Genomic DNA, 23,028 nt, shown 5'->3' on the forward strand with positions numbered 1-23,028 from the left:
GGCGCCACTGCCATGTCCGAAGTCGCCAACGAAGCGTCGCGTCGCCGCACCTTCGCCATCATCTCCCACCCTGACGCCGGCAAGACCACGCTGACCGAAAAGCTGCTGCTGTTCGGAGGCGCGATCCAGATGGCCGGTTCGGTCAAGGGCCGCAAGGCCGCCCGCCACGCCACCTCCGACTGGATGGCGCTGGAAAAGGAACGCGGCATCTCGGTCACCTCCTCGGTGATGCAGTTCCCGTACGAAGACAAGATCGTCAACCTGCTCGACACCCCTGGCCACGCCGACTTCGGCGAGGACACCTACCGCGTGCTGACCGCGGTGGACTCGGCGCTGATGGTGATCGACGTGGCCAAGGGCGTGGAAGAGCGCACCATCAAGCTGATGGAAGTCTGCCGCCTGCGCGACACCCCGATCATGACCTTCATCAACAAGCTCGACCGCGAGGGCAAGGACCCGATCGAGCTGCTGGATGAAGTGGAAACCGTGCTCGGCATCCAGTGCGCGCCGGTGACCTGGCCGATCGGCATGGGCCAGCGCCTGAAGGGCGTGGTCCACCTGCTGACCGGGGAAGTACACCTGTACGAGCCGGGCCGCAACTTCACCCGCCAGGACTCGACCATCTTCCCGTCCATCGATGCCCCCGGCCTGGCCGAGAAGATCGGTGCACAGATGCTGGCCGACCTGCGTGACGAACTGGAACTGGTGCAGGGCGCCAGCCACCCGTTCGACTTGGAAGCCTACCGCGCCGGCAAGCAGACCCCGGTGTTCTTCGGCTCGGGCGTGAACAACTTCGGCGTGCAGCCGCTGCTGGACTTCTTCGTCGAGCATGCACCGTCGCCGCAGGCACGCTCCACCACCGGCCGAGAGATCGCCCCGGAAGAAAGCAAGCTGACTGGCTTCGTGTTCAAGATCCAGGCCAACATGGACCCGCAGCACCGTGACCGCGTGGCGTTCATGCGGGTCTGCTCGGGCCGTTTCAGCGCCGGCATGAAGACCTTCCACGTGCGCACCGGCAAGGAAATGAAGCTGGCCAACGCCCTGACCTTCATGGCCAGCGATCGTGAAATCGCCGCCGAAGCCTGGCCGGGCGATGTGATCGGCATCCACAACCACGGCACCATTTCCATCGGCGATACCTTCACCGAGGGTGAAGCGGTCACCTTCACCGGCATTCCGAACTTCGCCCCGGAACTGTTCCGTCGCGCGCGCCTGCGCGATCCGCTCAAGCTCAAGCAGCTGCAGAAGGGCCTGGCCCAGCTGTCCGAAGAGGGCGCAACCCAGTTCTTCCGCCCGCTGACCAGCAACGACCTGATCCTCGGTGCCGTCGGCGTGCTGCAGTTCGACGTGGCGGCCTATCGCCTGAAGGACGAGTACGGTGTGGAAGCCACCTTCGAGCCGGTCAGCGTGACCACCGCGCGTTGGGTCCACTGCAGCAACGAGAAGAAGCTGGAAGAGTTCCGCGAGAAGAATGCGCTGAACCTGGCACTGGATGCAGCCGGCCACCTGGTCTACCTGGCCCCGACCCGGGTCAACCTGCAGCTGGCGCAGGAACGCTCGCCGGACGTGCGCTTCTCGGCCACCCGCGAAGCGGCGCATACCGTTTCGGCAGGCTGATGACACGGGGTCGGATCCCTTTCCGGCAGGAAAGGGCTCTGACCCCGGCAGTCGCAGGCGGTTCATCCCCGCAACACAGGAATTCACCGACCATACGGTGACGGGCGTGCACACACCGCCCATCGCGGCGATGATAGGGGGGTGCGGGTCCCCCTCCCCGCGAACGATGCCTACGCCATGTCCACGACTTCCGTTGCTTCGATCCGCGAAGAAATCGCCAGCGCCCTGACCCACGGCCTCGGTGCCGTGCTCGCCCTGGGCGCCGGTGCAGTACTGATCACCCTGGCCGCCATCTACAGCGATGGCTGGCAGCTGGCGGGCGCGATCGTGTTCGGCATTGCGCTTCTGCTGCTGTACACCGCTTCCACCCTGTACCACGCCATCCAGCACCCGGTCGCCAAGGGCCGGCTGAAGGTGTTCGACCACTGCGCGATCTACGTACTGATCGCCGGCACCTATACCCCGTTCACCCTGATCGGCCTGCGCGGTCCGTGGGGCTGGGGCCTGTTCGCCGCAATCTGGACCCTGGCCCTGGCCGGGGTGGTGTTCAAGCTGTTCTACACCGGCCGCTTCAAGGCGCTTTCCACCGGCATCTACATCGCCATGGGCTGGCTGGTGATCGTGGCGATCAAGCCGATGCTGGCCTCGATCGACGGCTGGACCCTGGGCTGGCTGCTGGCCGGCGGCCTGTCGTACACGCTGGGCACCTACTTCTATCACCGCGAATCGATCCCCTATTCGCACGCGATCTGGCACCTGTTCGTGATCGGCGGCAGCGTCTGCCACTTCGTCGCGGTGACCATGCAGGTGCTGTAACACGGACCAGCGCGCCGCATGTGCACATGATGCACATGGACGCTTCGCGCCCCGTCCACGATGAGGGGGCAACCATGGCGGCGTGAATGCTGCCACGTCCCCTGCCGCGCCTCGTACTTCGCGCTGGCTGCGCCCCCCGGGCCCGCGCGGCCGGCGCTGGCTGGCCGTACTGATTTTCCTGCTGGCCGCGCTGCTGGTGCTGATCGCGCTGTGGGACTGGAACTGGTTCAAGGGGCCGGTCGAGCGCGCGGTGCAGGCACGCACCGGCCGTGCGCTGCACATCGGCCACCTGGATGTCGACCTCGGCCGCACCAGCACGATCCGTGCAGATGCGATCACCTTCGCCAACGCCGGTTGGGCCAAGCAGCCGAACATGGCCACGGCCGACCGCGTCGAGATCGACGTGCGGGTGTGGCCCCTGCTGCGTGGCAGCGTGCAGCTGCCGGAAGTGCGCTTGACCCGACCGGACGTGCTGCTGGAAACCGCGCCGCGCAAGGGCGAACCGGGCAACTGGGATTTCCTCGGTGACAGCGCTGGCGGCACAGGCCCACAGCTCAAACGCCTGCGCATCGACGACGGTCGGCTGCAGTTCCTCGATGCACTGGGCCGCACCGACATCCGTGTGGGCGTGCGCAGCGGCCAGCCGAAACAGGCCGATGCCTCGCCGCCGCTGCTGGTGCAGGGCAAGGGCCATTGGCAGGGCAACCCGTTCACGCTGCAGGGCGGAACCGAATCACCGCTGGAGCTGACCGACAGCGACCACCCGTTCCGCATCCACCTCGACGGTCGTGCCGGCGCTACCCACGCGGTGGCCAGTGGCACGCTGACCAATCCATTCCAGCTGCGGGTGTTCGACCTGCAGTTCGCGCTCAGCGGACAGGACCTGTCGGACCTGTACCCGCTGCTTGGCATTGCCATTCCGCCGTCGCCGCCCTATGCGTTGAACGGCCGGCTCAAGCGCGACCACAACATCTGGCACTACGACGCCTTCACCGGCAAGGTCGGCGACAGCGACCTCGGTGGCGACCTGCAGTTCGAGGTGGGACGCGACCGTCCAAGGCTGACCGCAACGCTGGAGTCCAAGCGCCTGGACTTCGATGACCTGGCCGGCTTCATCGGAGCGCCGCCGAAGACCGGCGGCGGCGAAACCGCGAATGCGGAACAGAAGGCGCAGGCCACCCGTGTCGCCGCCAGCAGCCGGGTATTGCCCGACACGCCCTACAACCTGGGCAAGCTGCGCGCGATGGACGCCGACGTGCGCTGGAAGGCGCACCGCATCAACGCACCCTCGTTGCCGCTGGACGACATGGACGCGCACCTGCTGCTGGATGACGGCGTGCTGCGGCTGGACCCGCTGAACTTCGGCGTGGCCGGCGGCGATATCCGCAGCACGATCCACATGGATGCACGCCAAGCGCAGATCCGCACCGCGTTGAAGGCCAGCGTGCGCGGCGTGCAGCTGGGCCAACTGTTCCCGGACGCGAAGTTGGCCGAGCAGGCCAAGGGCGGCATCGGCGGCGAAGTGGACCTGAGCGGCCGCGGCAATTCCATTGCCGCCATGCTGGGCAGCAGCAGCGGCGATGTCGGCGTGGCGATGGGCCGCGGCCACGTGGGCAACCTGGTGATGGAACTGGCCGGCCTGGACATCACCGAATCGCTGAAATTCCTGTTCACCGGCGACCGGCAGATCCCGCTGCGCTGCGCGTTTGCGGACTTCGGCGTACGCGACGGCCTGATGACCAGCCGTGCACTGGCGGTGGACACCACTGACACAATCATCATTGGCGAAGGCACCGTAAGCCTGCGCGATGAGCAGCTGGACCTGCTGCTGAAGCCGCGGCCGAAGGACAGGAGCATCCTGGTGCTGCGCTCGCCCCTGCGCATCGGCGGCACGTTCAAGGATCCCTCGTTCCGGCCGGACTTCAAGGCGCTGGGTGTACGTGGCGCGGTGGCCCTGGCGCTGGGCAGCATTGCCCCGCCGGCGGCGCTGCTGGCGACGATTGAACTGGGGCCGGGCAAGGATGCCGACTGCGGTGGGCAGGATGCGAAGTAAAAGCGTTTGTTCGGCGGCGCCTCTGTTGATCCTGGTTTGAGTGGGACGGGTGGGCCAGTCAGGACACGCCGTAAACCCATCCATGGGGGCTCGTAGGCGCCATCCATGGCGCCTGCGGTCCTGCCTGGCCCACCCGTCCCACTCCTGACAGTTTCCTGCGCGCGCGGAACGAGAGCGGAAATTCAAAATCAAAAGAAGAAGCAGAATCAAAAGCTGTGCCAACCAAGGTTGGCAGCTACCAAAAGCACGGGACGGCGAGCGCTTGCACCGCGCTCGCGGAGATGTGTCCAGAGGCGGAGGGCATGGCCGTGCAGGACCGTAGGCGCCAAGGATGGCGCCTACGAGCTACATGGACGTATTTACCGCGTGTCCTGCACGGCCATGCCCTCCGCCTCCCCCCCGCATCAGGAAGGCGCTGCTTTGGCTTTGGCCTTTGGCTTTGGCCTTTGGCTTTGGCCTTTGGCTCTGGCTTCGAAAAGCGGGCCGGCGGGCCGCAGGCCCGCCAGCGACACCCTCACCCGGCCACGATGTACTGCTGCAGCTGATCCAGTTCGCGCCGCTGCGCATCGATCACCGACTTCACCAGGTCACCGATCGAGATCACCCCCAGCACCTGGGCGCCCTCCACTACCGGCAGGTGGCGGATGCGGTAGTCGGTCACCAGCTGCAGGCAATGCTCCACCTGCTCGCCCGGCGACACCGTCACCACCTGCGCCGTCATGATCTCCGCCACCGCCGTATCGCGCGAAGAACGATCACGCAGCACGATCTTGCGTGCGTAATCTCGCTCGGAAAGGATACCGACCAGCCTCGGGCCGTCCATCACCAGCACCGCACCGATGCCCTTTTCCGCCATCAACCGGATCGCATCGATCACCGCCGCATCCGGCGCGACCGCATGTACTTCAGGAGACTTGCCGTCCAACAGTTGCCGTACCGTGGTCATCCGCCTGCCCTCCGAGGGTGGGTTGCAGGGCCGAGTCTGCCACGGACGATGCTAGCCACGCGTCAACCAGGTACAACGGCCGCTGCTTGGACTCTTCGTACAGCCGTCCCAGGTACTCGCCGATCAGGCCCAGCGCGATCAACTGCACCCCGCCCAGGAACAGGATCACCGCCATCATCGTCGGCCAGCCCGCCACCCGGTCGCCGTAAAGCGCGGCCTTGACGATCACCCACAGCCCGAACACGAAGGCCACCGCCGCGGTTGCCAGCCCCAGGTAGGTCGCCGCACGCAGTGGCACGGTCGAGAACCCGGTAATGCCTTCCAGGGCGAAGTTCCACAGCCGCCACAGGCTGAACTTGCTGGTGCCGGCCACGCGTGCGTGGCGGTGATAGGGCACCGCCACGCGCTTGAAGCCCACCCAGCTGAAAAGCCCCTTCATGAAACGGTGGCGCTCACGCATCTCGCGGAGCGCACTCAGCGCGCGTGGCGACAGCAGGCGGAAATCCCCGGTGTCGGCCGGGATCGGCGTACGCGAAAGGCGCCCCATCACGCGGTAGAAGATCGCCGCCGTGGCGCGCTTGATCCAGGCCTCGCCATCGCGCGCCAGGCGCGTGCCATAGACGTTGTCATGGCCCTCGCGCCAGCGCGCGATGAACTGCGGCACCAGTTCAGGCGGATCCTGGCCATCGGCGTCGAGGATCATCGCCGCACCTTCGCGCACCAGGTCCAGACCAGCGGTCAATGCCGCTTCCTTGCCGAAATTGCGCGACAGCTTGAGCGCGGAGACCCGCGCGTCGGCCTGCGCCAGGCGGGCGATCACCTCCCAGGTCCCGTCATGGCTGCCGTCGTCCACGTACAGGATGTGGCCGTCGATGTCGGGCAGCGCATCGAGTACCGCGCACAACCGCGGATGCAGCAACGGCAGTGCCAGGGCCTCGTTGTAGGCGGCGATGACGAAAGTGAGCCGTTCGCGGGTCATGCCCGGATTGTACGTTGCCGCCGCCCACAGATCAGGCGGCGCGCGCTCACTCGTCCGACAGGTACGCGGCCCCACCCAGCTGCCGTGCCTGGCGCTGGATCCAGGCGGCGCGCCGCTGCACGTACGGCCCGGGCTTTGCGGCGTTGTAGCGCCGTGGCGCCGGCAGCACCGCTGCCAGCCGCGCGCTCTCGGCCGGACTCAGCCGCGCCGCATCCTTGCCCCAGAACGTCTGCGCTGCCGCCTGCGCGCCATAGACACCGTCGCCGAACTCGGCGATGTTGGCGTACATCTCCAGGATGCGTTCCTTCGGCCACAGCGCTTCGATCAGCACCGTGTACCAGACTTCCAGGCCCTTGCGCACCCAGCTGCGCCCCTGCCACAGGAACAGGTTCTTGGCCACCTGCTGGCTGATCGTGCTGGCACCGCGCAGGCGCCCGCCCTTGGCATTGTGGTCGCGCGCCTTCTCGATCGCCTGCAGGTCGAAGCCGTTGTGGTCGGGGAAGCGCTGGTCCTCGGCCGCCACCAGCGAGATCGGCAGGCTCGGCGCCATCTGGTCAAGGTCGCGCCACTGGTAATGCAGACGATAGGACCAGTCCGCCTCGCCCAGCGCCTCTGCATGGCGCCACAGCATCACCGTGGACACCGGCGGGTCGATGAACCGCAGCACCAGGACCTGCAGGCAGCTGAAAGCCGCCAGCAGCACCGGCAGCCACAGCAGCCGTTTCCAGCGCCAGCGCCTGCGGCGCGGGCCTTCTGCGACGGCTTCCACCTTGTGCTGCTCTCCCCCTGCCCCCATTACTGGTGCATCCTTCTTCTATCTGGTTGTCGGCGCATTATCCGGCAACCGCCCCCGTTTACGCGCGATGTGAGCCGATGACCGCCAACCCCGATTCCCTGATCCGCTTCCTGCTCCCCGACGCTGGCGTCCGTGGCGTCCACGTGCGCCTGCAGGCCACCTGGCAGGAAATCCTGTCCCACGCCGAGTACCCGGATACCGCTGCCGAGCTGCTCGGCGAGGCCTGCGTGGCTTCGGCGCTGTTCACCGGCCACACCAAGATCGACGGACGCCTGTCGATCCAGCTGCGCAGCAGCACCGCCCTGCGCACCCTGTTCGCCGAGTGCACCGCCGCCGGTACCCTGCGCGGCATCGCCCAGCTCAGCGAAGGCGCCGACGCGCCGCGCGACCTGTCCAGCCTTGGCGATGACGCCCTGCTCGCGATCACCATCGAGAACCCGGGCCTGGACCCGCGTGAACCACAGCGCTACCAGAGCCTGGTCGGACTGACCGCACCGGAACTGGACGAAGCCTTCGAGGACTACTTCCGCCAGTCCGAGCAGCTGCCGACCCGCCTGCTGCTGGCCGCCGACCGCAATGGCGCCGCCGGCCTGCTGCTGCAGAAGCTGCCGGGCGACGAGGGCGACGAGGACGGCTGGGCACGCGCCAGCGCCCTGTTCGAGACCCTGGGCAAGGCCGAACTGCTGGCCACCCCGGCCGAGCAGCTGCTGCACCGCCTGTTCCACGAGGAGAAGCCGGCGCTGATGGGCGAAAAGCCGCTGTCCTTCGCCTGTTCGTGCTCGCGTGAGCGGGTCGCGTCGATGCTGCAGTCGCTGGGTGAGGACGAGGCCCGTGCCGCGGCTGCAGACACCGGCGCCGTCGAGGTCCGTTGCGAATTCTGCGGGCGGGAGTATCACTTTCCGTTGACGGAGTTCGGCATACTGTTCCACGGTGCCGAGGGGACCGTGCCGGCACCTGAACGGCTTCAGTAAACAGCTTGTCTTGCATCTGGGGGGATCAAGGCTTGTTAAGAATTCATAAACACCCTACGATCAAGTTCCCGTATCTGCGGGAACTTCCGTTGTCCTTTCCTGTCTGAACTGGTTCGATGCGTACCTTCCTGCGTCTACCGCTGGCCATGATGATCGCCCTTGGCGCGATCACGGGCGTGCATGCGCAGAGCAAGGACACCCGCACCGTGCTGCCGGTATGGAACAAGGGCAGCGGCAAGGTCGAGGCCCTGCTGTACCTGGAGCCGACCGGTGAACAGGCTGCCGGGGCGCGCTGGCATTTCGGCCGCAACTCGCTGGATGCGGCCTTTGGCCTGTCCTCCGGCGATTCGCTGGGCCTGCTCTGCAGCAGCAGCGGGACCAGCATGAGCGGCCTCGCCAGTCACTGCATGCTGGCCAGTCTCGGCGACGAGGACGACCTCAACAGCCGGCGCTTCACCGGCACCGCCGCGTTGAACCGTGGCAGCAGCCGCCTCGGCATCACCGCCGGAACCGGCCGTGAAACCCTGCCGGCATGGCTGGCAGGCCCGAACAAGACCCCTTCGCTGCGCGCCGAGCAGAATGACCTGACCGTGTTCGCGCAGAAGAACATCGGCCGCGAAGGCTTCGTTTCCATCGCCGGCACCTACGCCAAGGCCCGCCTGGTACCGCTGGCCGACGCTTCGCCGGCCATCGCCGACCGCTGGGACAGCAAGAGCCTGAGCATCGGCGCCGGCTACGGCAATTTCACCGGCAGCATCATCGGCCGCGTCATCGACGTGCCGGGCAAGCCCGGCAAGTGGGAAGGCCTGGGCATCGGCCTGACCTGGCGCACGCCGTGGTCCGGCCAGCTCACCGTGGGCGCCGAGAACGTGATCAGCCGCGGCAAGAATCCGTTCTCGCCACGCAACGAAAGCAACGACGACGGCACCGTGCCGTACGTGCGCTACGAGCAGGATCTGTAAGCTCCCTGCCGCATCACCGCGACGTTTCCGCGCGCTCCCTTCACCCCTTCCCTAAAACCTTGCCGCCACCACTTGGCGATGCGCAAGCGCCTATGCGCGGGCTGGTCCAGCGCGGGCCGCGCGGTGTGCCTGCGCCATCAAGCCTGCCTGCCCCATGAAAAAAGCCACGCCCCTTTCGGGGCGTGGCCATGTCACACGTACGGATTACGCCGCGGTCAGAAGCGCTGGGTGTACTTCATGTACAGGAAGCGACCGATGTCGAAGCCACCGTAATAGGAGACGTTCGCGCTCGGCTGGCTGTACATGGTCGGGCCCACGCGGCCGAACACGTTGTTGGCACCCACGGCCACGGTCGCATTCCACGGTGCGTTCCAGCGCAGCTGGACGTCGTTGAACACGGTCGCGCCACGCTGGTTGGTCGCGCTGCCCACCGCCACGCCCTGGTTGTTCGGCGAAGCGTAGTTCGGCAGGTTGCACTCTTCCGGGAACGTCACGGCACTCAGGCACGCTTCCTTCATGCCGGAGAAGTAACGGACGGTCCAGCTGGCGCCGAAGTCACCCATTTCCCAACCCAGGTTCAGGTTCGAACGCACGCGGAAGGCGTAGCCAGCCCAGCCCACGCCGGTGCGGGGGTTCGGGTGGGTGACCGCGTTCTTGGTGGTGACCAGGTCATCACGCGAGGTGTAGGTGCTGGTCCACTGCGCGCTGAAGTTGCCGAAACGATCGGTCGGCAGGCGGTAGCTGACATCCAGGTCGAAGCCTTCCACCTCGCGGTAGCCAGCGTTGATGCCGGTGCGCTTGAGGTTGTTGACGATGCCAGTCACCGGATCACGCGTGAACGCCGAGCAGCGTGCCGCGATGTCGTTGACGTAGCAGTCGTTGAGGATCAGGTTGGCCGTGTCGGAGATGATGGTGTTCTCGACGCGGATTTCCCACCAGTCCAGCGACATGTTGAAGTTCTGGATGAAACCCGGGCTCCAGACGAAGCCCAGGGTCTTGGACGTCGAGGTTTCCGGGGTCAGCTGGTCGTTGGAGCCGGAGACGAAGGCCAGCGGGGTCTGCGACGATGCAGCGGTGGTCGGGGTGAAGCCCTGCTGCTGCTGGCGGAAGTTGTTGACGTTGACGCCGGCCGGCAGAGCTGCGGCGCAACGGGCACGCACCGCAGCGTTGGTGCGCGCCGCACCGTAGACCGAGTCGCACGGATCGGTGAAGAAGTCGAACGACTGCGAACCGCCGCTGTACAGGTCGGCGATGGTCGGGGCACGGAAGCCTTCGGCCCAGGTACCGCGGATCAGCAGCGAGTCGATCGGCTTCCACTTGAAGCCGAACTTGCTGTTCAGCGTGGTGCCGAAGGTGTCGTAGTCCGAATGACGGGTGGCCGCGTTGAGGCTCAGCTCGCGGGCGCCCGGCAGGTCGGCCAGGATCGGCACGTTGAACTCGGCATAGACTTCGTCAACCTTGTAGCCACCACCGGTCGGGAAGTTGGCCAGGCCGGAGGTGTTGCCCGACTGCACCAGCGCGTCCGGGCTGAAGCTGCCCGTTTCCTTGCGGTGTTCGATACCCACGGCGAAGCCCAGGTCGCCGGCCGGCAGGGTGAACAGGCTGCCGGCCAGGTTGGCGGTGACGACCTTGGTGGTGGTCTCGGCGGTGGAGTGCGCGGACGGGAACAGCAGGTTCTGCAGGGCGGTATTGCCGGTCAATGCGCCATTGGCACCATTGCTCTGGATGCCGGCATGCAGGAACGGGTTGTACGGCACGCACTGGTTCAGCCCGATCGGGTTGGCCACGGTACCGCACTGCGCCACGCCGCTGCTGTTGATGAAGGACGGACCCACCGCCGCACGCAGCGCGGTCAGGTTGAGGTCGCCGGTGCTGGTCTGGACCAGCTTGTTGTTGTTGTACAGGTAGCCGACATCCCAGTCGAACAGGCGGTCGGAGAACTCGAAGCTGCCTTCCAGGCCGCCGCTAAAGCGGAAGGTGGTCAGCTCTGCACGGGTGTTGCGCGGCACTTCCGAAGTACGACGCCACCAGTTGGCGATGTCGGCGCCCAGCGGATTGAACACACTGCTGGCCGAAATCGGCGAACCGAAGGCCAGTGCGCCGTACGGATAGCCGGCGATCTGGCGGTTCGAATCGCGGAAGCTGTACAGCATGTTGGTGCGCAGGCGCACGTTGTCGGTCAGGTCGTAGATGCCATCGACGAACACCGCACGGCGTTCCTGCGGGGTACGCAGGTCGGTCTGCAGGTTGGTGTTGGTCTTGTCCTTGGTGGAGAAGCTGTTGACGTTCTGCGCGACGTAGTCGGCCTTGTTGCTCGCGTTGCCACCCTCACGCAGGATCACGCGCACTTCGCGGTTCGGGTTGCTCGCGCTGGCCGCCGGATAGGTGACGCCCGGCAGGCCATCGGCCGGACGGCTGACGAAACCGCCGAACTCACCGACGGTGGTCCAGCCGAAGTCCGGATGGTTGGCGCTGCGCGGGAAGGCGCCGTACGGACGATCCGCTGCGGCGACCTTGTCTTCCTTGGCGTACTCGGCACCGATGGTCAGCGAACCGCGCTCACCCTTCACGCCCATGGTGAAGTCCATGGTGCGGGTGGCACCGTCGCCTTCACTGTACTGGCCGTAGTAGACGCTGCCGGTGGCGCCTTCGAAGTTGGTACGGGTGATGATGTTGATGACGCCGGCGATGGCATCGGAACCGTAGATCGACGAAGCGCCGTCCTTCAGCACTTCGATGCGCTCGATGGCCGAGACCGGCACGGTCGAGATGTCCTGCAGGCCACCGGTGGTGATGCCCAGGCGCTTGCCGTTGAGCAGCACCAGGGTGCGGGTGGCGCCCAGGTCACGCAGGCTGATGTAGGTGCCGCCGACGGCTTCGCCCGAGGACAGCGGCTGGGCACGGCTGATCGGCGGCGTACCCACGGCGCTGATGTTCTGCAGGATGTCAGCGACCGACGAGAAGCCCTGCTTGTCGATGTCGGCGCGGCTGAGGGTCAGGACAGGCTGGGCGGTTTCGACGTCGACGGTACGGATGCGCGAACCGGTGACTTCGATGCGGTCCAGGTTGGTGGCGGTCTGGGCAGACGCCACACCGGTGCCGGCAACGGATGCGGCGCTGGCGGCCAGCGCAACGCACACAGCATCGCGCAGCTTGTTGCTGTTCAACTTCATGGGCTCTCTCTCCATGGATCTTGGGTTGTGTGCTGAGTCCAACCGACGTACCCCAAAAGGGAGGCACAAAAAACGGCTGGTGACCCGATAGTAGCCACACTTGATCTGGAATTAAAGAGTCGTTAAGAAAACGCCCAAATCGCGTGAAACCGATCTCACTACGACATACGTTGGCGCACTGAAGTCGCCCTGCAAGGCGCATTCGGCACTTGCAGGGCGTCATTTTCCCATTCAGCTGGGAATGAGCGTCTCGATCAGATGCTCGACATAGGCCTCAAAATCCTCGCGGGCCTGCTTGGGTTGCTGCAGCTGCAGCGAAAGCTGCAGGAAGCCGACGTAGGCTGCATAGGCCAGGCGCGCGCGATGGCGTGCATCGGTGGAGCTGAGCCCGGCCTGGCGGAACGAAGCAACCAGGTAGTCGAGCCGGCGCTGCGACACGCGGTCGATCACAGGGCGCACCATCGGGTGGTCCAGCGCCTTCAGCAGTTCGCTGTAGATGATGTGCGGCTGCACTTCGTGCGCCACCATCTGGAACAGCTGGCGCAGGCGCACGCGCGGATCCGGCACATCCTCCAGGCTGCCGAACACCTGTTCCTGTTCGAACAGTTCCCAGCGTTCCAGCGCCGCCTGCAGCAGTGCATCACGCGAGGGGAAGTGCCAGTAGAAACTGCCCTTGGTCACACCCAGGCGCCGCGCCAACGGTTCCACCGCGACGGCACCCACACCTTGTTCAGCAATCAGATCGAGAGCTGCCTGGGCCCAGTCTTCGGCACTCAGGCGGCTGTTGCGGCCGGCGCGCGGTTCGCCGGCGGAAGCGTCAGGTTGATTCATGGGCTGATTTAACCATACGCCGGGGTTCGTTGCAGTACGCGGTTGCGGCCGAAACCGTCGCGGCGCCCGCCAGGGCGCCTGCCGCAGCGCACCATACCGTGCAGTATTGACTTCCCTCACAAGCGATCCATACTAGCAAGTATGGTTACGTCCCCTACTCCCGCTGCGTTCCATGATCTTCGCCTGGAGGCCGCCCATGGCGCGCGCCTAGCCGCGACTGCCAGCGACCATGGCCGCCGTGGCCGGGTGTTGTTCGCGCATGGCTTCGGCCAGACCCGGCATGCCTGGAACGCCACCGCACGGGCCCTGTCTGCGGCGGGACTGCAGACGCTGGCCTACGACGCTCGTGGCCATGGCGATTCGGACTGGAATGCCGCCGAACTGCCCTATCACGGCGAACAGTTCGCTGATGACCTCATCGTGCTGGCCGGGGAACAGCCGCGCCCGCCGGTGCTGGTCGCAGCCTCGATGGGCGGCCTGTTCGGCCTGCTGGCCGAATCGCGCTGGCCGGGCCTGTTCTCGGCGATGGTGCTGGTGGACATCACCCCGCGCTGGGATACCGCCGGTGTTGAACGCATCCTCGCCTTCATGACCGCCCATCCCGATGGCTTCGGCTCGCTTACCCAGGCCGCCGATGTGATCTCGGCCTACATGCCGCACCGTCCGCGCAAATCCGAGCAGTCGCTGCGCGCACTGCTGCGCGAGGACGGCCACGGGCGCTGGCGCTGGCACTGGGACCCGCGCCTGGTGGCCGAACTGGCCCGCGACAGCGAACAGCACCAGGACGCACTGGCCGAGGCCGCACGCCAGGTGAAGTGCCCGCTGCTGCTGGTCAGCGGCGGCCGCAGCGACCTGGTCACGCCACAGACCGTGGCCGAATTCCTGGCGTTGGCGCCGCACGCGCGCCATGTGCAGCTGCCGCAGGCCACGCACATGGTCGCCGGCGATGACAACGACGCCTTTACCGCTACTGTGTTGGACTATCTGGACGTGTTGCCCGCAGCGGATGCTGCGGCTTCGTCCGCCACAAACGAGCACGTCACCGGAGCACGCTCATGAGCATCGTTCTTCCCTTCCTCGCCCTGCTGCTGGCAGGCGCGTTCGTCGCCTACCACCGCATGCGGCTGGTTACCTGGACGCTGATCAGCGTGGCCCTGCTGGTCGCCTGCTGGTTCATCCCCTATGTCAACCAGACCGCCACGATCGTGGCTGCCGCCGTGTTGGCCGTCATCACCGTGCCGCTGCTGCTGCCGTTCATCCGCAAGCCGCTGCTGACCGGCCCGATGATGAAGGTGTTCCGCAAGGTGCTGCCGCCGCTGTCGCAGACCGAGCGCATCGCGCTGGAAACCGGCTCGGTCGGCTTCGAGGGCGAACTGTTCACCGGTGATCCGGACTGGAACATCCTGCTCAACTACCCCAAGCCGCAGCTGACCGCCGAAGAACAGGCCTTCCTCGATGGCCCGGTGGAAGAGCTGTGCACGATGGTCAACGACTGGGAAATCACCCACGTCCATGCCGACCTGCCACCGGAACTGTGGGCCTTCATCAAGAAGAACAAGTTCTTCGGCATGATCATTCCGAAGGAATACGGCGGCCTGGGCTTCTCCGCGCTGGCCCACCACAAGGTGATCCAGAAGCTGGCGTCGGTGTCCTCGGTGGTCAGCTCCACCGTCGGCGTGCCGAATTCGCTGGGCCCGGGTGAACTGCTGGTGCATTACGGCACCCAGGAACAGAAGGACCAGTACCTGCCGCGCCTGGCCGATGGCCGCGAAGTGCCCTGCTTCGGCCTGACCGGTCCGTTCGCCGGCTCCGACGCCACCTCGATCCCGGACTACGGCATCGTCTGCAAGGGCGAGTGGAACGGCGAGCAGGTGCTCGGCGTCAAGCTGACCTTCGACAAGCGCTACATCACCCTGGCCCCGGTCGCTTCGCTGATCGGCCTGGCGTTCCGCATGTACGACCCGGATGGCCTGATCGGCGATACCCGCGACATCGGCATCACCCTGGGCCTGCTGCCGCGTGACACCGCCGGCGTTGAAATCGGCCGTCGCCACTTCCCGCTGAACTCGACGTTCCAGAACGGCCCGATCCGCGGCAAGGACGTGTTCATTCCGCTGACCCAGCTGATCGGTGGCGCAGCCATGGCCGGCAAGGGCTGGAACATGCTCAACGAGTGCCTGGCCGTGGGTCGCTCGATCACCCTGCCCTCCACCGCCAGCGGCGGCGCCAAGGCCGGTGCTGCCGTGACCGGCGCCTATGCACGCATCCGCAAGCAGTTCGGCCTGTCGGTCGGCCGCTTCGAGGGCGTGGAAGAAGCGCTGGCCCGCATCGGCGGCAAGGCCTACAAGATCAGTGCGCTGTCGCAGGCCACCGCGGCTGCGGTTGACCGTGGTGACGTGCCGTCGGTGCCGTCGGCGATTGCCAAGTACCACTGCACCAACATGAGCCGTGAAGTGATCTCGGACATGATGGACGTGATCGGCGGCAAGGGCATCATCCTGGGGCCGCGCAACTTCGCCGGCCGCAGCTGGCAGGCCGCGCCGATCGCGATCACCGTGGAAGGCGCCAACATCATGACCCGCAGCCTGCTGATCTTCGGCCAGGGTGCGATCCTCTGCCACCCGTGGGTGCTGAAGGAAATGAAGGCCGCGCAGGATCCGGACACCCGTGCCGGCCTGCAGGAGTTCGACCGCAGCCTGTTCGGCCACATCCGTTTCGGCCTCTCCAATGCCGTGCGTTCGTTCTGGTTCGGCCTGACCGGCGCGCGCTTCGGTGCCGCACCGGGCGACGCCTACACCCGCCGTTACTTCCGCAAGCTGGACCGTTATTCGGCCAACCTGGCGCTGATGGCCGACATCTCGATGATGACCCTCGGCGGCAAGCTGAAGTTCAAGGAGTCGCTGTCCGGCCGCCTGGGCGACGTGCTGAGCCATGTCTACATGACCAGCGCCATGCTCAAGCGCTACCACGACGAAGGCGCACCGCAGGCCGACCAGCCGCTGCTGGCCTGGGCCTTCCATGACAGCGTGCACAAGATCGAGGAATCGCTGTCGGCCGCGCTGCGCAACTTCCCGATCCGTCCGATCGGCTGGCTGATGTGGGCACTGATCTTCCCGCTCGGCCGTCGTGCCGAGGCCCCGGGTGATCGCCTGAGCCGTCGCGTCGCCGCCCTGCTGATGGCGCCGAACGAAGCGCGCGACCGCCTGGCCAGTGGCGTGTTCCTGACCCCGTGCGAGAACAACCCGGGTGGCCGCATCAACAGCTACCTGAGCAAGGCGATCATGGCCGAGCCGGTGGAGCGCAAGTTCCTGAAGGCGCTGAAGAGCAAGGGCATCGAGGCGCTGGACTTCAAGGCGCAGCTGGACGAGGCCGTGGCCGAAGGCGTGATCACCCAGGACGAGCGCAGCCTGCTGGAAGAACTGCGCACGCTGACCCTGGACACGATCACCGTGGACGACTTCGACACCCACGAACTGCGCGCGGCCAGCTACTACGACCGCCAGCACAAGGACCCGCATTCGCAGGCGGCCTGATCGCCCGCGACACGCGTTGCCTCGACGGCGGGCCTTGGCCCGCCGTCGCTTTATCCGCCGACCGGAACACCGACCATGTCCACGCCCCTGCTCTCGCTCTACCACCGGCTGCAACGCTGGCCTGCCGGCACCTGGCTGTTCTCACGCGCGGTGTGCTTCAAGGCGCCCTACTTCGCCAGCATCGCACCGCGCATCACCCGCCTGGAACACGGTCGCTGCGAAGGCACGCTGGCCGACCGCCGCAGGGTGCGCAACCACATCGGCACGGTGCACGCGATCGCGATGTGCAACCTGGCCGAACTCACCGCCGGGCTGATGGTCGACGCCTCGCTGCCGAAGGGCATGCGCTGGATTCCGAAGGGCATGCAGGTGCAGTACCTGGCCAAGGCGCGCGGCACGCTGCAGGCAGTGGCGCTGCCGGCGCAGCCGATCGTGGCGGCGGAGCGTGGCTATGCGCTGCCGGTGACGGTGAGCGTGCGCGACCACGCGGGGACGGAGGTGTTCAGCGCGGTCATCGACATGTGGATGTCGCCGGCGAAGTAGCGTTCCCGCGAACGGCGCAGCCCCTCGTGGGTGGACGGTTGATCGCGGAAAGCCTTGGTTTGGCTGGGGGCGGTGAGTTCGCGGGGGACGCCGTGAACCCGTCCCTGGGGGCTTGGCCGCGGCATCCATGCCGCGGACACCCCCGCGAACTCACCACCCCCAGCCTCTGACAGATTTCTGCGGCGTCCACCCACGCAAGAAAAAAAGGAAGAGCAGAAGCAAAAGCAAAAGCGGCCCACTGGCCGCTTTTTTCATGCACGCAGAATCCACGAGCGCAGCGACCCGCTGTTGCTCTTGATCTTCTTTTTCTTCTCCGTGGGCTGGCCGCGCACGGAAACTGTCAGGGGCCGGGCGGGTTGGGTTCGCGGGGGTGTCCGCGGCATGGATGCCGCGGCCAAGCCTACACGGACGTACTTGCGGCGTCCCCCGCGAACCCAACCCGCCCGGCCAACCCCATGACAAGCATTTCGCGACCACCCCACGAGGGGCTGCGCCGTTGGCTGGAAATCACGCCAGCGCGCGAAACACCAACGCCAGGATCGCCGGCACCGCCTGGATCATGAAAATGCGCCGGCTCACGCTGTACGCACCGTAACACCCCGCCACCACCACGCAGGCCAGCGAGAACGTCAGCAGCACCGGCTGGTCGATCACCAGCCCCACCCCGATGCCCGCCGCCAGGAAGCCGTTGTACAGGCCCTGGTTCGCCGCCAGCACGCGCGTGGTCTCCGCCTTCTCCGGCGTGTTGCGGAAGGTCTTCAGGCCCAGCGGGCGGGTCCACAGGAACATCTCCAGCACCAGGAAGTACAGGTGCAGCACCGCGACCAGCACGGTCAGCAGCAGCGCGATCAGCGACATCGTTTCTCTCCTCGAAATGACTGGGTGGGATCAGCGGTCGCGCGGCAGTTTCTTTTCTTCGCGCAGCACGCCGAACGCGGCGGCGGTCATGCACGCGGCCACCAGCATGCCGCCGATGAACACCACATGCGAGCCGAACAGGGACAGGCCCTTGTGCACCCACGCAAAGCTCAGGTCCGCGCCGCGGTAGACCACCGTATCGATGGCCGCGCCGGCCTTGTAGCGCCACTGCCGGTCCACGCGGGTGTAGATGGTTTCGCGGGCCGGCTTGGCCAGTGCGAACTCGCTGGCGCGGGTCATCACCTGCACCACCGCCACCATCAACGGCATGGGTGAAGCGGCAAGCACCGAGAAGCCGATCAGAATCGCAAATCCAGGGATCAACAGGGCCGGCGCGATGCCATGCCGCGACAGCAGCCAGCGGGTCAGGCCCAGCTGCATCAGCAGCGCCAGTGCATTCACTGCCAGGTCGATACGCGAGAAGAAGGCCGTGGCAGCGCCTGCATCGTTGAACGCCGCACGCACGATGCTGGCCTGCTGGTTGTACAGCAGGGTGCCCACGCCCACACCGAACACCACCATGATCGCCAGCCAGCGCAGCAACGGCTCACGCACGATCAGTTTCAGGCCGTCCAGCACGCTGCCGCCCATCGGCTTTTCACCGTCGACCAGTTGCTGTTCGCGCTCGCGCAGCACCGCCCAGTGCCGCAGGCGCCAGATGCTCAACAGGCAGATGGCGAGAAAACCTGCCGAGACCAGCATCAGGTTGGCGATGCCCACGCGCTGCACCAGCGCACTGGTGATGATCGGGCCGAGGAAGGCACCGATGGTGCCAGCCGCGCCGATGTAGCCGTAGAAAGCACGGGCCTGTGCGTTGGAAAACACATCGGCCATGAAGCTCCAGAACACCGCCACCGCGAACAGGTTGAAGACGGTGATCCAGAAAAAGAACGCCATGCCGCGGCCTGGCACACCGCTATCGAACAGTACGTAGAAGCCCAGCAGGGTGACGATGAAGAAGCCATACACCGCCGGCAGGAACACCCGTCGCGGGAAGCGGCTGACCAGCCAGCCATAGACCGGCTGCAGCACCAGCATGATCACGAACACGCAGGAGAACAGGAACTGCAGCACGAAGTCCTTCAGCGCGATGCCGTGGCTGGCGAACCAGGCGATCAGCATCGGCGGAAACACGGTCTCCAGATCGGCCGAGGCAGCCATCGCCTCACGCACCGGGCGCAGCACGTAGTAGCCGCTGAGCAGGCAGAAGAAGTACAGGAACGACCACCACAGCGCCGGCGACTCACGCAGCGCCGCCGTCAGCCCACGCAACGGCCCCTTGCCCTTCACCGCGCTCACGCGGCGTCCCTCGCCAGAAGACGGCGGTTGGACAGCGGCATGGCAGGCTCCGGGGGCGGTGAAGCGCGTACGTTAGCCAATGCACTGCAACATCGCCAGCAGCAGCCACTCAGAAGGCTGCAACGCAGTGTCACGGCCCCACCCGTACGACACGTTCCGATACATGCTTTCGGGGCGTCAAAATTCCAACTTTTTCAACGAGATGCGCATTCATCTTCGCTTTGTTTGTGCACAAGGGAAAAGCGGCGCTAGAATCGCCATCAGCAGTCGCGCACGGGTCTCCACGATGAAAAAGAACAGCCTGCGTCGTCCGATCCGTTCGGCGGCCACCGGTTTGCTGGGCATGTTGATGCCCGTTGCCTTGTCCACCACCGCGCAGACCCCGCCGCCATTGCCGCCGATGCCGGCCAACATCGAGTCCACTGCGGCCTCCGCCGTCGCCCACACCCAGCCGGCGGCCTACCGCACCGGCCTGGTGCCGCAGGTGCAGGCGCCCGCCGCAGGCTTCAACGTCGCCAACATCGAATCGATGGCGCAGCAGCTCACCTATGGCGAGCGCGTGCCAGGCATGGCCGTGGCCATCGTGCAGGGCGGCCGCATCCTCAGCGCGCGTGGCTATGGCGTCACTGACGTCAACAATCCGCTGCCCGTCGATGCGCACACCGTGTTCCGCCTGGCATCGCTGTCCAAGGCCTTCGCCGGCACCATGGCCGGCCTGCTGGTCAACGATGGCACGCTGCGCTGGGACAGCAAGGTCACCGATTACGTGCCGGGCTTCCGCCTCAACTCGCCCGAAGCCACCGACCGCCTGACCGTGGCCGATGTGCTCAGCCACCGCGTCGGCCTGCCGTACAACGCCTACGACCGCGATATCGAAGGCAACGCCGAGTACTACTCGTTGACCCAGAAGCTGGCCAACACCAGCCTGAAGTGCCTGCCGGGCGACTGCTACGCTTACCAGAACGTGGCCTTCAGCCTGATCGGCGACGTTGTCTACGCCGCTTCCGGCAGCTTCTACGAGCAGTCGGTCGAGCGCCGCATCTTCAAGCCGCTGGGCATGAACGATGCCAGCCTGGGCCTGGCCGGCATCCAGGCCAGCTCGCGCTGGGCGCGTCCGCACGTGCGCAGCCGCAATGGCTGGGTGTCGCTGACGCCGAAGCCGACCTACTACCGCGTCGCCCCGGCTGCCGGCGTCAATGCCAGCGCCAGCGACATGGCGCAGTGGCTGCTCGCCCACACCGGGCACCGCCCTGACGTGCTGCCGGCGCCGCTGCTGGCCACCCTGCACTCCAGTCTGATCAACACCCCCGGTGAGATGCGTTCGGGCTGGCGCCGCGAGCGCCTGCATTCGGCCGGCTACGCACTGGGCTGGCGCACCTTCGACTATGCCGGCCACGACGTGGTGTTCCATGCCGGCGCCGTGCAGGGCTACCGCGGCCTGGTGGCATTGGTGCCGGAACGCGATCTCGGCATCGCCATCATGTGGAATGGCGAAAGCGGCCTGCCCAGCGGCCTGCTGCCGACCGTGCTCGATTCCGCGCTCGGCCTGCCGGCACAGCGCTGGCTGGATGTGGACACCGACTTCGGCAGCGACAACCTGATGGCCGAAGGCGCAAGCCCGGCGCAGCAGGACAAGCGCAAGGGCAAGGGTGCCTCGAGCAACCGCGCGGTGGCGTCGCCGCGCTGATCAGGCGGGCTCGACCGTAAGCATGAAGGGCGGCCCATGGGTCGCCCTTTCTGTTGTTTTCGCAGGGCTGAGCCATGCTCGACTCCGCCGGACCTGTGGAGCCGAGCATGGGCTCGGCTCTACAGCGCCGCAGCGCTAGTGCGCGAAGTAGTGCATGCCGCCATCCACCGGAATCACCGCACCGGTGATATAGCCGGCCAGCGGCGAAGCCAGGAAGGCCACCAGCGGCGCCACCTCCTCCGGCTCGCCGAAGCGCCCGAGCGGAATGTTGCGCGCAATGAATTCGCGTCGGCTTTCCTCGGTGGGATGCAGGCGGTCGAGGATCTGCGGGCTGTTGATCCGTCCAGGCGCGATTGCATTCACCGTGATGCCCTGCCCGGCCACTTCGGACGACAGGCCCTTGCTCCACAGATGCAGCGCCGCCTTCGCCGCCGTGGCCGCGTTCACCGCGCGCGGCTCCATCGAACCGCTGAAGTTGATCACCCGCCCCCATCCCTGCGCCTGCATCGCCGGCAGCAGTGCCTGGGTCAGCCGTCGTGCGGCAGAGAAGTTCAGGGCCAATGCCTCCTCCCAGATCGTATCGGCTGCATCAACGGTCGTTGGCCGCGAGCCGCCAGCCGCATTGACCAGGATGTCCACCCGCTGCAACGCCGCCAATGCGGCGTCGGCGATGCGGCGCACGTCCCCAGCGTCGGTGACATCGCCCAGCAGGATGATCGGCGCGGGTGCGCCCGCCGCTTCGATCTCCGCCGCCAGCGCCTGCAGCGGTGCCTGCCGCCGTGACGAGATGGCGACACGCACGCCCTGCGCGGCCAGTTGCCTGGCGACAGCGGCACCGATGCCACTGCCCGCCCCGGTGACCAGCGCGGTGCGTCCCTCAAGATTCAAATCCATGGTGTTCTCCTGTCAGCGCGGCCGGTGGATCCGGCCCGTGCGGTGCATGCTGTTTGATCACCCCTGATTGATAAACTCCGCACAGGTTTCAGCATTCAACACCCGGAGTGTCAGATGAACCTGCTGGAAAGCATGCAGGTCTACGTGCTGATCGTGGACAAGGGCAGCCTCAGCGCTGCGGCGGCAGCACTGGACATCTCCGCGACGATGGCCGGCAAGCACCTGCGTGCATTGGAGGCGCGGCTCGGCATGCAGTTGCTCAGTCGTACCACCCGGCGCCAGCACATGACGCCGTTCGGCGAGGACTACTACGCCCGCTGCCGGGAGATCCTGCGGCTGGTGGAGGAAACCGATGCGCAGGCCCAGCACCAGCACCTGGCACCGGCAGGCACGCTGCGCATCAGCGCGCCGGTGATCTTCGGCACGCATGCACTGCTGCCGGCGTTGGCCGATTACATGGCGCACTATCCCGACGTGCGTGTCGACGCGGTGCTGACCGACCGCGTCGTCAATCTCGCCGAGGAAGGTTTCGAAGCCGCCCTGCGAATCGGTACGCTGGCTGACAGCAGCGCGCTGGTCGCGCGTGCGCTGACACCCTATCGATTGATGATGTGCGCCTCGCCCGGATACCTCGCCCGGCACGGTACGCCTTCGGACCTGCAGGCACTTTCCCGGCACCAATGCCTGTCCTTCGAACCCAGCGCACTGGCGCAGTGGCTGCAGGCCGATGCTGGCGGGCTCGACCATGTGCCCACAGGCCGCCTGCAGATCAACAACGGCGAAGCGCTGCGTACGGCGGCGCTGCATGGGCTGGGCATCGTGCTGCAATCGGCACTGCTGCTGGCTGCCGACGTCAACGCCGGGCGCCTGGTGCAGCTGTTCCCGGAGCATGGCCAGACCGGCCGGCCGATGCACGTGGTCTATGCCCACGACCGCTACCACTCGACCCGCCTGCGCAGCTTCATCGATTTCCTGGTGGAGCGCTTTCCACCGACGCCGCACCGCTAGCG

The 23,028-nt window shown here is 66.4% G+C and carries 18 protein-coding genes; 10 read left to right on the forward strand and 8 right to left on the reverse strand.

The window, feature by feature from the left end:
- Window positions 1-12 precede the first annotated feature (12 nt).
- The 3 genes from ACZK4H_RS16405 to ACZK4H_RS16415 all read left to right on the forward strand — a co-directional run bounded on the left by ACZK4H_RS16405 (window position 13) and on the right by ACZK4H_RS16415 (window position 4,486).
- On the forward strand, window positions 13-1,617 hold the full coding sequence (locus ACZK4H_RS16405) for a peptide chain release factor 3 (RefSeq protein ID WP_099555283.1): 1,605 nt from the start codon (window positions 13-15) through the stop codon (window positions 1,615-1,617).
- A gap of 177 nt (window positions 1,618-1,794) precedes the next feature.
- The gene (trhA, locus tag ACZK4H_RS16410; protein ID WP_010482744.1) at window positions 1,795-2,433 is read left to right on the forward strand and encodes a PAQR family membrane homeostasis protein TrhA; all 639 of its coding nucleotides are present in this window, start codon (window positions 1,795-1,797) and stop codon (window positions 2,431-2,433) included.
- Between the two features lie 82 nt (window positions 2,434-2,515).
- Window positions 2,516-4,486 (forward strand): AsmA family protein, encoded by a 1,971-nt coding sequence (locus ACZK4H_RS16415; RefSeq protein ID WP_099555281.1) that lies wholly within the window; start codon window positions 2,516-2,518, stop codon window positions 4,484-4,486.
- A 514-nt stretch (window positions 4,487-5,000) separates the two neighbouring features.
- Here ACZK4H_RS16415 and ACZK4H_RS16420 read toward each other — a convergent pair.
- The 3 genes from ACZK4H_RS16420 to mtgA are packed head-to-tail and all read right to left on the reverse strand — an operon-like array spanning window position 5,001 to window position 7,207.
- A complete protein-coding gene (locus ACZK4H_RS16420; protein ID WP_012511858.1) occupies window positions 5,001-5,432 on the reverse strand; it encodes a CBS domain-containing protein in 432 nt (143 codons plus the stop codon).
- Window positions 5,392-6,411, reverse strand: coding sequence for a glycosyltransferase family 2 protein (locus ACZK4H_RS16425; protein WP_099555279.1), 1,020 nt, complete (start codon window positions 6,409-6,411; stop codon window positions 5,392-5,394). The genes ACZK4H_RS16420 and ACZK4H_RS16425 overlap by 41 nt, the downstream gene beginning before the upstream one ends.
- Before the next feature lie 46 nt (window positions 6,412-6,457).
- On the reverse strand, window positions 6,458-7,207 hold the full coding sequence (gene mtgA / locus ACZK4H_RS16430) for a monofunctional biosynthetic peptidoglycan transglycosylase (protein ID WP_099555276.1): 750 nt from the start codon (window positions 7,205-7,207) through the stop codon (window positions 6,458-6,460).
- 77 nt (window positions 7,208-7,284) lie between these two features.
- On the opposite strand from mtgA, the gene hslO reads away from it, so the two are divergent.
- Together hslO and ACZK4H_RS16440 are read left to right on the forward strand one after the other, a co-directional pair.
- Window positions 7,285-8,178: an Hsp33 family molecular chaperone HslO gene (gene hslO, locus ACZK4H_RS16435; RefSeq protein WP_099555274.1), complete on the forward strand. Its 894-nt coding sequence runs from the start codon at window positions 7,285-7,287 to the stop codon at window positions 8,176-8,178.
- A gap of 149 nt (window positions 8,179-8,327) precedes the next feature.
- Window positions 8,328-9,140: an XOO1806 family protein gene (locus ACZK4H_RS16440; protein ID WP_024956328.1), complete on the forward strand. Its 813-nt coding sequence runs from the start codon at window positions 8,328-8,330 to the stop codon at window positions 9,138-9,140.
- Between the two features lie 215 nt (window positions 9,141-9,355).
- On the opposite strand, the gene ACZK4H_RS16445 is transcribed toward ACZK4H_RS16440, so the two are convergent.
- Window positions 9,356-12,313, reverse strand: a complete 2,958-nt coding sequence (locus ACZK4H_RS16445; protein ID WP_099555272.1) for a TonB-dependent receptor domain-containing protein — start codon at window positions 12,311-12,313, stop codon at window positions 9,356-9,358.
- A 231-nt stretch (window positions 12,314-12,544) separates the two neighbouring features.
- Complete coding sequence (locus tag ACZK4H_RS16450; protein WP_005410690.1) at window positions 12,545-13,144, reverse strand: TetR/AcrR family transcriptional regulator; 600 nt, start codon at window positions 13,142-13,144, stop codon at window positions 12,545-12,547.
- Window positions 13,145-13,285: 141 nt separating this feature from the next.
- Here ACZK4H_RS16450 and ACZK4H_RS16455 point away from each other — a divergent pair, with 141 nt between their 5' ends.
- From ACZK4H_RS16455 to ACZK4H_RS16465, 3 genes are all read left to right on the forward strand, one after another.
- On the forward strand, window positions 13,286-14,203 hold the full coding sequence (locus tag ACZK4H_RS16455; protein ID WP_099555270.1) for an alpha/beta fold hydrolase: 918 nt from the start codon (window positions 13,286-13,288) through the stop codon (window positions 14,201-14,203).
- Window positions 14,200-16,677 carry an acyl-CoA dehydrogenase gene (locus ACZK4H_RS16460; protein WP_099555268.1) on the forward strand — a complete coding sequence of 826 codons (2,478 nt, stop codon included), beginning with the start codon at window positions 14,200-14,202 and terminating at the stop codon, window positions 16,675-16,677. Before ACZK4H_RS16455 ends, ACZK4H_RS16460 begins: the two co-directional genes overlap by 4 nt.
- Before the next feature lie 75 nt (window positions 16,678-16,752).
- Window positions 16,753-17,220: a hotdog fold domain-containing protein gene (locus ACZK4H_RS16465; RefSeq protein WP_099555266.1), complete on the forward strand. Its 468-nt coding sequence runs from the start codon at window positions 16,753-16,755 to the stop codon at window positions 17,218-17,220.
- A 507-nt stretch (window positions 17,221-17,727) separates the two neighbouring features.
- Here the strand turns inward: ACZK4H_RS16465 and ACZK4H_RS16470 are convergent.
- Both ACZK4H_RS16470 and ACZK4H_RS16475 read right to left on the reverse strand, forming a co-directional pair.
- Complete coding sequence (locus ACZK4H_RS16470) at window positions 17,728-18,078, reverse strand: DUF1304 domain-containing protein (RefSeq protein WP_099552056.1); 351 nt, start codon at window positions 18,076-18,078, stop codon at window positions 17,728-17,730.
- Window positions 18,079-18,108: 30 nt separating this feature from the next.
- Entirely contained in the window at window positions 18,109-19,437 is a 1,329-nt protein-coding gene (locus ACZK4H_RS16475; RefSeq protein WP_099552055.1) for an NTP/NDP exchange transporter, read from the reverse strand.
- Window positions 19,438-19,723: 286 nt separating this feature from the next.
- Between ACZK4H_RS16475 and ACZK4H_RS16480 the strand changes: the two genes are divergently transcribed.
- Window positions 19,724-21,124 carry a serine hydrolase domain-containing protein gene (locus tag ACZK4H_RS16480; protein WP_099552054.1) on the forward strand — a complete coding sequence of 467 codons (1,401 nt, stop codon included), beginning with the start codon at window positions 19,724-19,726 and terminating at the stop codon, window positions 21,122-21,124.
- 135 nt (window positions 21,125-21,259) lie between these two features.
- On the opposite strand, the gene ACZK4H_RS16485 is transcribed toward ACZK4H_RS16480, so the two are convergent.
- Window positions 21,260-22,018: an SDR family NAD(P)-dependent oxidoreductase gene (locus ACZK4H_RS16485; RefSeq protein WP_099552053.1), complete on the reverse strand. Its 759-nt coding sequence runs from the start codon at window positions 22,016-22,018 to the stop codon at window positions 21,260-21,262.
- A 114-nt stretch (window positions 22,019-22,132) separates the two neighbouring features.
- On the opposite strand from ACZK4H_RS16485, the gene ACZK4H_RS16490 reads away from it, so the two are divergent.
- Entirely contained in the window at window positions 22,133-23,026 is an 894-nt protein-coding gene (locus ACZK4H_RS16490; protein WP_099552052.1) for a LysR substrate-binding domain-containing protein, read from the forward strand.
- Window positions 23,027-23,028 lie beyond the last annotated feature (2 nt).

It is taken from the genome of Stenotrophomonas sp. 78350_Sma (assembly GCF_056482105.1).

Bases quoted from the DNA above. Each gene is read 5' to 3' on its own strand.
- ACZK4H_RS16490 (WP_099552052.1), top strand. From the start codon at position 22,133: ATGAACCTGCTGGAAAGCATGCAGGTCTACGTGCTGATCGTGGACAAG.
- trhA (WP_010482744.1), top strand. From the start codon at position 1,795: ATGTCCACGACTTCCGTTGCTTCGATCCGCGAAGAAATCGCCAGCGCC.
- ACZK4H_RS16470 (WP_099552056.1), bottom strand. From the start codon at position 18,078: ATGTCGCTGATCGCGCTGCTGCTGACCGTGCTGGTCGCGGTGCTGCAC.
- mtgA (WP_099555276.1), bottom strand. From the start codon at position 7,207: ATGGGGGCAGGGGGAGAGCAGCACAAGGTGGAAGCCGTCGCAGAAGGC.
- ACZK4H_RS16480 (WP_099552054.1), top strand. From the start codon at position 19,724: ATGAAAAAGAACAGCCTGCGTCGTCCGATCCGTTCGGCGGCCACCGGT.
- ACZK4H_RS16405 (WP_099555283.1), top strand. From the start codon at position 13: ATGTCCGAAGTCGCCAACGAAGCGTCGCGTCGCCGCACCTTCGCCATC.
- ACZK4H_RS16485 (WP_099552053.1), bottom strand. From the start codon at position 22,018: ATGGATTTGAATCTTGAGGGACGCACCGCGCTGGTCACCGGGGCGGGC.
- ACZK4H_RS16445 (WP_099555272.1), bottom strand. From the start codon at position 12,313: ATGAAGTTGAACAGCAACAAGCTGCGCGATGCTGTGTGCGTTGCGCTG.
- ACZK4H_RS16465 (WP_099555266.1), top strand. From the start codon at position 16,753: ATGTCCACGCCCCTGCTCTCGCTCTACCACCGGCTGCAACGCTGGCCT.
- ACZK4H_RS16455 (WP_099555270.1), top strand. From the start codon at position 13,286: ATGGTTACGTCCCCTACTCCCGCTGCGTTCCATGATCTTCGCCTGGAG.
- ACZK4H_RS16440 (WP_024956328.1), top strand. From the start codon at position 8,328: ATGATCGCCCTTGGCGCGATCACGGGCGTGCATGCGCAGAGCAAGGAC.
- ACZK4H_RS16450 (WP_005410690.1), bottom strand. From the start codon at position 13,144: ATGAATCAACCTGACGCTTCCGCCGGCGAACCGCGCGCCGGCCGCAAC.
- ACZK4H_RS16425 (WP_099555279.1), bottom strand. From the start codon at position 6,411: ATGACCCGCGAACGGCTCACTTTCGTCATCGCCGCCTACAACGAGGCC.
- ACZK4H_RS16460 (WP_099555268.1), top strand. From the start codon at position 14,200: ATGAGCATCGTTCTTCCCTTCCTCGCCCTGCTGCTGGCAGGCGCGTTC.
- hslO (WP_099555274.1), top strand. From the start codon at position 7,285: ATGACCGCCAACCCCGATTCCCTGATCCGCTTCCTGCTCCCCGACGCT.
- ACZK4H_RS16420 (WP_012511858.1), bottom strand. From the start codon at position 5,432: ATGACCACGGTACGGCAACTGTTGGACGGCAAGTCTCCTGAAGTACAT.